This is a genomic window from Chitinophaga sp., assembly GCF_036569185.1.
Taxonomy (GTDB): domain Bacteria; phylum Bacteroidota; class Bacteroidia; order Chitinophagales; family Chitinophagaceae; genus Chitinophaga.
In genome coordinates this window covers 1-9,262 of sequence record NZ_DATCRD010000321.1, presented here as the reverse complement: position 1 = coordinate 9,262, position 9,262 = coordinate 1, and the positions used below count along the sequence as shown (strand labels likewise).

The window sequence follows — 9,262 nt, the reverse complement described above, 5'->3', positions numbered from 1 at the left end:
CCGCTGTGCAAACGTGACATTGAGCAGTGCATTTCGTGCCATTTTTTGTATATTTTTGAGGAAGCAATGCAGCACCAGTTATGAAGCACATTTCGATAATAATATATGAAGATGTATTGCCAACAGCGGTTTCCAACACCACGGCGCTGTTGATGAGCGCCAACGAGGCCGTTGTAAAAAGAGGCCGGCCAGCTCCTTTCCAGGTAGAGCTGATTGGGGCGGGAGGTAAAAAGATACAGGGAGAAATGCCTGTACAGTTTTATTGCAGCAGAACTATATCGGATGATGTTGATACCGATATTGTGATCGTACCGCCTATGAGCACCGGCCCGGGCGATATCAACGGGTTACTTTCCAAGAACACGGAGCTGATTAACTGGATAAAAAAGAAATACGAGGAAAAAGCGCAGTTGATCAGTCTTTGCACCGGCGCTTACTTCCTGGCAGAATGTGGTTTACTGAACGGAATGCCGGCTACTTCCCATTGGAGCGCCATAGAAGACCTGCAGAAAAGATATCCTTTAATAGATTTTAAAGCCGATCATGTGGTTACCTATTCAGCATCCATCGTTACCGGTGGCGGCGGTTTTTCCTCATTAAATGCCTTGTTGTATTTTATAGAAAAGAACTGTGGCAAAGACATCTCTGTAGAACTAAGTAAATTTTATGCCCTGGATTACGGGCGGACTTCACAAAGTATCTTTACCATTTTTTCAGGCCGGCGTCTTCACAATGATGATGAAATACATAAGGCCCAAAGCTATATTGAGAAAAAGTTTGAAACGGATATATCTGTAGAGCAGGTTGCCCGGCAGGTGAATATGAGCAAACGCAACTTTATCCGCCGGTTTAAGAACGCCACCTCGCTGAGCCCTATTGAGTTTATCCAGCGGATAAAAGTAGAAGCAGCCAAGAAGGCTTTTGAAGATGGGGAAACGAATATTGCCGCCATTACCTATAAGGTAGGTTATAATGATTTAAAAACGTTCAGGACAATATTTAAAAGAATCACGGGATCCACGCCGGTGGAGTACCGGAACAGGTATAAAACCCAGGCAGCGATATGAATATAATGGAGGTGTTAAAGCATATCACTGCAGTACAGCTTATACTGCTCAGCATAGTGATCAATGTTTGTTTGTTTTTTTTATCCATCGGCTGCTACCTGCTGTTCAGCCGGTTGAGCCGGAATGAGCCCTTGCAGGGTGAGTTGCAGAAGGTGACCAGGGCGGATATCCGGTTGTCGGTGTTGGTCACTGGGTGTAACGCCCTGGTGTTTATTGTGGGTTTTTCGCTTTGGCAAATGGATATATTAGGTGTAAGTGACAGTACCAATATATTTTTGATCGCCATCGAAGTGATTTTCCTGGTTATTGCCATGGACTTTTTGATGTATGTTTTTCACCGGGTGGCCCATCTTCCTTTATTTTACAGGCTTTTCCATCTGCGGCATCATCAGCATCAATCTACCAACGCCCTCAGTTTATTTGTACTGCATCCTGCAGAGGCACTGGGTTTCGGAGGTTTGTTTGTGCTGGTGCTTTTTATTTATCCATTTTCCTACCTTGCCATTTCCATCTACCTTTTTATTAACCTGCTTTGGGGCACCATAGGTCATTTGGATAAAGAAATCTTACCAAAAAGATTTTCCGTTTTATTGCAATCAGGTTTTCTGGGTACCACCAGGTTTCACAATGATCATCATAAACTACCCCATTATAACTATGGTTTTTACACGGTGCTTTGGGACAGGATTTTTGGTACGCTGTTTACTGCAGGTACGGATGAAAAAGACCGCTAGTTCTGGTTCCTGAAATGCTTTGGTGAAAATCCTGTTTTATTTTTAAACAGTTTGGTGAAATGGGAAGGATGTGTAAAGCCAAGCTCATAGGCAATTTCACTGACAGGTTTTTCAGTGCTCCACAATAATGTTTTGGCTTTGTCGATAAGCCTGAAGTAAATGTGCTCCTGTGTGGTGCTACCGGTATATTTATTCAGCAGATCCGAAAGGTAATTCGCAGACAGGTTAAGCTGTGCTGCAAAGTATTTCACATCCGGCAAGCCGTTTTCTATTAACGAATCCTGGTTGAAATAATCTGACAGCAGCCTGTCGAATTGCTGTACAATATCATTCCCTGGCTTCGTTCTTGTCAGGAACTGCCGGTCGTAGAAGCGGGTGCAATAGGCGAAAAATAACTCCAGGTTGCTTATGATCAGGTGATAGGAATGTTTGTCCAGGTTCAGGGCAATTTCCCGCTGTATATTTTTGATACATTCTTCCAGGATCACTTTTTCCGCGTCTGAGATATGCAGTGCTTCATTGGCATCATAGCCAAAAAAGGAAAGCTCCGTAATTTTACGCCCTCTTGCATCTGCATGTAAAAAATCAGGGTGGATATAGAGTCCCCAGCCTTCTATCACTTTGATATCCGGATCGGGAGACAGCGCCTGGTGGGGAGCGGTAAACATCAGAGAACCTTCGGCGAAATCATAATTAGTACGGCCATACCCGAAATTCCCCTTTACTATTTTGCAGGAAGCGGCGTAGAGGTTCAGCCTGTATACATCGCCGGGTTGCCGGTGGGAGCGGTCTATTTTAGCCAGATCAACAACGCTGATCAGCGGATGCACCGGCTTTTCGCAGCGAAAGAAATCATGCAGTGCTGAAATGGATGGAATATCTACATATTTCATTTTAATGTGCGTGTTTACGATGTTAATTTAACGCTTTTTGAAAAGCAGTGCATCCGGTGTTTGCCGATCAGATAACGATACCGCCGCTAACTTCGATACGTTGTGCATTCACAAAGCGGCTGTCGTCTGAAAGGAGGGAGGCTACAAAGAGCCCGATATCGTCTGCCTCGCCGAGGCGGCCGAGGGCGGTCATACCGGCAATTTGCTGTCGATGGCTCTCGTCGCCCTTTCCTCCTCCGAATTCCGTATCAATAGCACCAGGCGCCACTGTATTAACGCGGATCTTCCGGTCGGCGTACTCTTTGGCGAAATACCTGGTTAACCCTTCCACGGCAGCTTTGAGCGCCCCATATACTGCTACGCCCGGGAATGCGAACCGCGCCAGCCCGGAAGAGATATTAATGATCTGCCCGCCATCGGCAATCAACGGGATCAGCTTTTGCGAGAGGAAAAAGACTCCTTTGAAGTTTACATTTACCAGCTGGTCAAAGATCTCTTCGGTGGTGTCTTTGATAAGTGAGCGCTGGGCTATTCCTGCGTTGTTTACAAGGTAATCGAAGGTATCCCGGTGCCATTCATTTTTAAGCACCTGTTGTACCTGGGCGGCAAAATCGTCAAAGGCGCCTACATTGACGGAATCCCACTGCAAGGCAACTGCTTTGCCGCCATTCGCCCTGATCTCATCAGCTACCGCTGTTCCTGCTTCCGGGTGGTTGTTGTATGTTAGTATTATGCCTATGCCCCGTTTGGCTGCGTTCAGTGCTATGCTTTTACCAATGCCCCGGCTTCCACCGGTGATAAGGGCAACTTTTTGATTGGTTGTGTTCATAATATTCAGTTTTATGACACAAAGTTCTGTTGGTTTCGGGGCGCCTGCTTTTACATCTGACGGTAAGATGTATACATTACACTGATTTTTTGAGGGAGCGCACAGGGAAATTTCCTGTGCGCCCTGGTCAGCCACTTTTTTTAACGCGGCTCCGGCACATAATTAAGCTGCATTTGCACACTATCTTCTCCCAGCATTCCCTTAAACCGGAAGTTATGAGTGTAGCCTACAGGCGTTAAAGTACCTTCAAACCGGAGATTGACTTTAGCCGGATAGCGCCATTGAGCGCTGATATACCGTGTTTGCGGGTTGTAATGATAAGTGCCTATATACCGGTTGTTATAGTGATTGAACTCCAGTACCATATCATCCTGCAGATCCATGTAAATGGTGGTGAGCACACTGTCCCTGAAGGTATGAACCTGTTGCGGCGCGTTATTGATATAAAGGTCACCGACTTTATATTTGCCGGTAAACCGGGGATGTTTATCTGGGTAGTGATAGGTAAGTAACAGGATAAGCGGGAGCAGCAGGATAATAATGCTGGCTACCCGGTGCGCTTTTTTTCCTGTATTCCATTTTAAGATATTGGGGGAGATGTGAAAAAAGAACTCCGTAAGCGCTGTTTTATACTGGCATAACAGGTAGATAGTCCCGGACATGAGTACAATTGCGTGCACTAACACCCATGTATGGAGATGATAGTATATGTCGATAAGGATGATATTAAGCAATACGGGCACCAGCATGATCAATCCCAGCAGGCGGGTACGTTTGAATAACAGCAGGATGGACCCTGATATCTGTGCAAGGGCAATGGTAACTGTAAACGGATAAGACCTTCTGAAATAGGCCCAGGTGAGGGTTTCGCCATCAAGACTGTTGAATGGCAGGTCAAGTACTCCAAGAGGAACTACCATCTGGAGATGGAAAATTTTTTGCCAGCCGAAAGAGTAGAGGTCAAAGGCCAGCAGGAAGGAGATGATCACATTAAAAGTGCCCAGTATTCTACTGATGTCCTTTTCGGACTTCCGGTACTGGAAGTAACAAATGATGGCGTAAGAAATGGCCGCCGGCAGCATCAGGAACGACAGTAGCCATATGAAAGGGGCAGGCGCCCAGCCTGATGCGTAACGGGCCATCATGCGGTACAAAACAAAACAGGCGATGAAACCGGTGAGAGTGGCAGCCAGCATAGCCGGTCCGAATTTTAGTTGCTTCATAGTATTACGTTTTCTGCAATACTAGTTATAGGAGTGGGTTTTACTGCCCGTCTGCATCCATCCGCACCACTAAATCCCTGAATTCCCGGGGTGTCATACCCACCATTTTTTTGAAGGTGCTGTTAAAGGTTGTTTTGGAATTGAAACCCGCATCAAATCCTATTGCGAGGATGCTTAAATGCAGATGGCTGGGTGATTGTAATAATTTTTTGGCTTGTTCAATTCGGAAGTGGTTAATGTATTGATAGAAGTTTTTTCCTATTTCCTTGTTCAGCAGCCATGATAATTCGTGGAGGGACAGGTTCAGTTTTCCTGCAAGGAGCGGCAAAGAAAGCTCCTGGTCTGTATATAGCTTTCCCTCCAGCATTAGTTTATCCAGTTGCTGTTTCAGCGCTGCAACATCATTTTCGTTTAGCCGGGCAGGTTCTATAGCGCCGGGTGTGGAAAGTGATACTGTAGCGGATAGCGGCGGAAAAACATCACCTTGTTTCAACGCATAGTAACAGGAGCAATAAATAGCTGCGAGGTAAATGATATAAGGAAACGTTGTGCCTGTGGTATGCCTGAAGAACGGTGATAGCAACTGGTTAATGATCATGATGCCGGTGAGCAGCATCAGGTTTTTTAGCCAGGAAAGATCGGACCGGGTGGTATCTGCGGTAAAATTTGCGATGTTTTGCTGGTGCCTTATGAGTTGCAGGTAACCGGAAATCCAATACAGGATGATCTGCAATTTGATGCTTAGCCCTACTACAATGCCCATCCAGGCTGGCAGATACCGGCTTGCCCCGAAGAGGATGGGAAGGAAAAGCAGGGCGGGGATAAAGTGAAGGAGATCATTTTTTCTGAAGCGATATCGGACACTGGTATAATGCAGTATGGCAAAATAAAGTGCCGGCGCCATGGCAAACCGGGTAGATTCCATCAAGGGAACCAGGAACCGCCATGGACCGCCCGCATTGGTTTGTGCAGCAATAGCCCCCAGCATGGCAAAGCCGGCAAAAAGGTAGAAAATTCCCATCCAGCGGTTGGCTGCGGTGTTGATGCCTTTAACATTGCTCAGTAGGATAAATGCCAGTAAGAGCATGCTGCCGCAGCCGAGGTAAAATAGTAACAAAGCCTTTTGTTTTCAGGAGAAGATGCAGTGGGAAGAAAATTCCATAAACCCGGATACTTGTCCCATGCTTCACGGATACTCCGGGCTCGTGCCACAAGGTGGCAGGGTATCCGGGTATAGGTTTACACTTTGCGCTTCATTCCGGCCCCTTGCCGGTACGATTTCCCGGGGGCAGCCGTTGTTTCCCTTATCTTTATAAAAGAAAAATACGCATGGAGAAACAAATTATTATCAATGGAGATGCGATCACCGATATCCCCTCTTTTTACAGGGAAATAAACAGGGTATTTATGAGCGGGGAAAGCTGGCAATTGGGGAACAGTCTTGATGCCTTTAATGACCTTCTCTATGGCGGATTTGGCGCCATAAAGAGCAATGAGCCGGTGAAACTGGTATGGAAACATATAGAAAAGAGCCGGCAGGCGCTGGGCTATACCGTCACGAAACAATATTATGAAGAAAAGCTTTTGCAGGGCTCACCTTTCAATAAGGAGCACTTCCTTGAAAAACTGGCTGCACTCGATAATGGCACCGGGCAAACCTATTTTGACATATTGATGGAGATCATTGCGGAGCATCCCAATATTATCCTGCAACCACTTAATTCAGATTAATATCTGAAGCCGGAAAGCTCTGAACAGGGTCACTTTTCTTCTTCACAGTTTTTAGAGCTGTTCTTGTAAGCCATTCTCTTACCGGCTCATCATAAAAACGCAGCGCCACATAGCCCAGTAAAACGGAACCTGTAAATACCGCGGCAGCCGCCAGGTACATTTCTGTTTTCCCCGGCTTCATAGCGGCCAGGTAATTACCGAAAAGCCATACCGCCCATATATGGGTCATGTAAAGCGGATAGGACAGGCGCCCTGTGAATACGCAGCAGCGGCGTATCCAGCCATGCGCCGTGGTGCCGGCGCCGAGCGATAACAGTAAAGGGAATGCAAGCATTACCAGTATCATTTCTGTGATCCAGTCATTGTTGTAATGAGGGAACATAAATATACCCAGCAGTAAAACGCCCGGTAGCAGGAAACCCAGCCGGTTGGGGATCACCAGGTTAAAACGGTAAACGGTTAGTCCTGCTAAAAAGGAAAAAGTTACCCGTGCAAATCCATCGGTAAAAGTAGGGGAATCCCAACCGGTGATGATCCATCCCCTGTACCTGGCAACAGCTGCGATCCATACGGCCGACAGTGCCAGCATCACCAGCAGCCAGCGTTTGGAAATACGTAACAATACCAGTCCGTAAACGATATTGATAATATACTCCATGAACAACGACCAGGCCGGCGTATTGTAGGGGAATAACCCGTTAAATCTTCCCGGCAGCCAGGGGAACGGCAACATCAGTAATGAACAAAGGAAGGCCAGTATTATTTTACCGGCGCCTGCTTCGGCAATGGAGGCAGTGCCGGTAAACGGATCGAAGATATAACCCAGCAAGCCGATCACACTGCCCCAGATCACCATAGGATGCAGGCGTATCAAGCGGTTGCGGAAAAAAACGCGAAGGCCAAGTTTCGGCGCCCGCTCATCATAAGCATAACCAATCACAAAACCCGACAGGCAAAAGAAGAAATCCACGGCCAGGTAGCCATGGCCAATGGGACTTTTTGTATAATCGGGAGTAATGAATTCATACAGGTGGAATACTACAATAGAAAGGGCCGCAAGCCCTCTTAAACCATCCAGTACTTCAAAATGTTGCTTGGATTTTAACAGGCTGTTTTCCATAACGCTTGTTAAAATAGCCTATGAAGCGAGGAAAGGAAAGTGGCAGGTAAAATTGAGGTAGTATTGGTGAAAAATGTATCAAGTAGTGGCTGCTGCCCATGATTTTGCTTAATTTAGCAATTGTACCAACTAACCCAAACCCACCATGAATATAAGATCAGTGATCCTTTATTGTTTCATTTTAGCCTCATTGAGCGGCTGTGAACAAGGCAAGCCCGGTCTGCAACCACCGGTTACCGGATTAGTATTTAACAGCTTCTCCCAATCTGTCAGAACATTTGATTATAACCCGGGTTACCAGGTAGGTTTTATTGTACTGGTTAAACCAGGAACCCTTACGTTAATTTAATATCTATGGCTAACCTGATACTTTTAGTCGCGCTTTTTTTACTTGTGTTAATCTTTATCAGCATTAAATTAAAAAATGGAAAACAGCGGCTGTTGCTGTGGCTGGGTGTTGTTATTGGTATTCCCCTGCTGCTGGTGCTTGGATACAAGTGGGCAGTATGGCAAGGTAAAAAAGATCTGGCGGCAGCAACGCAGCAATGTAATGAAAAGACCCTCGTAGATGAATTAACCCTCTATTTCAGTGATTTCCCGGCGTCCGATTTCAGGGACAGCGCGTTTACCATCCACCGGAATGCAGCTGGTGTAGTGCTTGACAGCGGGAGGCAGGCAATTGTTATTGATAAGAAAGAAAAGAACCGCGCCTGGGCCACTTATTTTTATAAATATCCTTTTGCCACCAATGATGTATTGGAGATCAGGATGGGGAAAAGGAAGTATGTGCTTACTGGTTTCAGGCTTACGGTGCTTGCGCATGGAGCTATGCTTGGAGGGCCGGTGGCCCACGGATGTATGATTGACAGTGCAAACATCAATGGTAAGCGTACACCTTTTGGACAAAATATGCTTATCACGTGGGAAGATCGCTATTAGGCGCTATTCCGTAGGTTTTCCAGGTAGGCGGGAGGATTTAATTCAGTATTCTGTTACTGGTGAGGGGATCCTTTACAATGATCTATGCTGAGAGGGAGAAGTGATATTATTACGATATCTTTTTCCTAGATTTACCAGATGATAAATCTAGCTTTAGTAGTTATAAAAACAGATAAGCTGCATAAGCAATCTGAGTTTTATTCAAGCCTTGGATTTGAGTTTGATTATCACAGGCACGGTAATGGTCCATATCATTATGCCAGTATTGGTAAGAACCCTGTTTTGGAAATTTATCCGTTACCCAAGGGGACCGAAATTGCCGATCATACAACAAGGTTAGGGTTTGTTGTTGATGACCTGAACCAGGTTGTTCAAACTCTTATTGATAAAGGAATCAGCATTATTGGGGAGCCTATACAAACAGAATGGGGATATACAGCAGTTGTTCAGGATCCTGACGGAAGGAAGATTGAACTGACAGAAAAAGGGAAGTAAAAAAACAGCAGTACAGGGAATTTTTTTATTGATTCCGTTTTCTGTACTGCTGATACATACTCATATACTAAAAAACAATTGATACCGGTATTAAAACTTAATCAACAACTTTTCCGCAACCAGCTTATTATCTTTATAATATTCAAAATACCAATCCCCGTTCTTCTTCAGCACTATTCCATTTGATACACCATTATTGGCAATAAAATATTCCGCTACAGAAGTTTTCAG

The 9,262-nt window shown here is 45.5% G+C and carries 11 protein-coding genes; 6 read left to right on the top strand and 5 right to left on the bottom strand.

Annotated elements, in window-relative coordinates:
• Positions 1-80: 80 nt before the first annotated feature.
• Both VIM72_RS24650 and VIM72_RS24645 read left to right on the top strand, forming a co-directional pair.
• Entirely contained in the window at positions 81-1,067 is a 987-nt protein-coding gene (locus VIM72_RS24650) for a GlxA family transcriptional regulator (protein WP_332005485.1), read from the top strand.
• Positions 1,064-1,801: a sterol desaturase family protein gene (locus VIM72_RS24645; RefSeq protein ID WP_332005484.1), complete on the top strand. Its 738-nt coding sequence runs from the start codon at positions 1,064-1,066 to the stop codon at positions 1,799-1,801. Before VIM72_RS24650 ends, VIM72_RS24645 begins: the two co-directional genes overlap by 4 nt.
• Here the strand turns inward: VIM72_RS24645 and VIM72_RS24640 are convergent.
• From VIM72_RS24640 to VIM72_RS24625, 4 genes are all read right to left on the bottom strand, one after another.
• The gene (locus VIM72_RS24640) at positions 1,798-2,694 is read right to left on the bottom strand and encodes an AraC family transcriptional regulator (RefSeq protein ID WP_332005483.1); all 897 of its coding nucleotides are present in this window, start codon (positions 2,692-2,694) and stop codon (positions 1,798-1,800) included. The genes VIM72_RS24645 and VIM72_RS24640 overlap by 4 nt on opposite strands.
• A 67-nt stretch (positions 2,695-2,761) precedes the next feature.
• A complete protein-coding gene (locus tag VIM72_RS24635) occupies positions 2,762-3,523 on the bottom strand; it encodes an SDR family NAD(P)-dependent oxidoreductase (RefSeq protein ID WP_332005482.1) in 762 nt (253 codons plus the stop codon).
• Positions 3,524-3,663: 140 nt separating this feature from the next.
• Positions 3,664-4,746: a hypothetical protein gene (locus VIM72_RS24630; RefSeq protein ID WP_332005481.1), complete on the bottom strand. Its 1,083-nt coding sequence runs from the start codon at positions 4,744-4,746 to the stop codon at positions 3,664-3,666.
• A gap of 40 nt (positions 4,747-4,786) precedes the next feature.
• The gene (locus VIM72_RS24625) at positions 4,787-5,863 is read right to left on the bottom strand and encodes a helix-turn-helix transcriptional regulator (RefSeq protein WP_332005480.1); all 1,077 of its coding nucleotides are present in this window, start codon (positions 5,861-5,863) and stop codon (positions 4,787-4,789) included.
• 212 nt (positions 5,864-6,075) lie between these two features.
• Between VIM72_RS24625 and VIM72_RS24620 the strand changes: the two genes are divergently transcribed.
• A complete protein-coding gene (locus tag VIM72_RS24620) occupies positions 6,076-6,477 on the top strand; it encodes a barstar family protein (RefSeq protein WP_332005479.1) in 402 nt (133 codons plus the stop codon).
• Here VIM72_RS24620 and VIM72_RS24615 read toward each other — a convergent pair.
• The gene (locus VIM72_RS24615) at positions 6,464-7,597 is read right to left on the bottom strand and encodes an acyltransferase (RefSeq protein WP_332005478.1); all 1,134 of its coding nucleotides are present in this window, start codon (positions 7,595-7,597) and stop codon (positions 6,464-6,466) included. The two genes, VIM72_RS24620 and VIM72_RS24615, sit on opposite strands and share 14 nt — an antisense overlap.
• 145 nt (positions 7,598-7,742) lie before the next feature.
• Between VIM72_RS24615 and VIM72_RS24610 the strand changes: the two genes are divergently transcribed.
• The 3 genes from VIM72_RS24610 (at position 7,743) to VIM72_RS24600 (ending at position 9,031) form a co-directional block, all read left to right on the top strand.
• The gene (locus tag VIM72_RS24610) at positions 7,743-7,946 is read left to right on the top strand and encodes a hypothetical protein (RefSeq protein ID WP_332005477.1); all 204 of its coding nucleotides are present in this window, start codon (positions 7,743-7,745) and stop codon (positions 7,944-7,946) included.
• Between the two features lie 5 nt (positions 7,947-7,951).
• Positions 7,952-8,536 (top strand): hypothetical protein, encoded by a 585-nt coding sequence (locus VIM72_RS24605; RefSeq protein ID WP_332005476.1) that lies wholly within the window; start codon positions 7,952-7,954, stop codon positions 8,534-8,536.
• A gap of 138 nt (positions 8,537-8,674) precedes the next feature.
• A complete protein-coding gene (locus VIM72_RS24600) occupies positions 8,675-9,031 on the top strand; it encodes a VOC family protein (RefSeq protein ID WP_332005475.1) in 357 nt (118 codons plus the stop codon).
• The last annotated feature ends 231 nt before the right edge of the window (positions 9,032-9,262 follow it).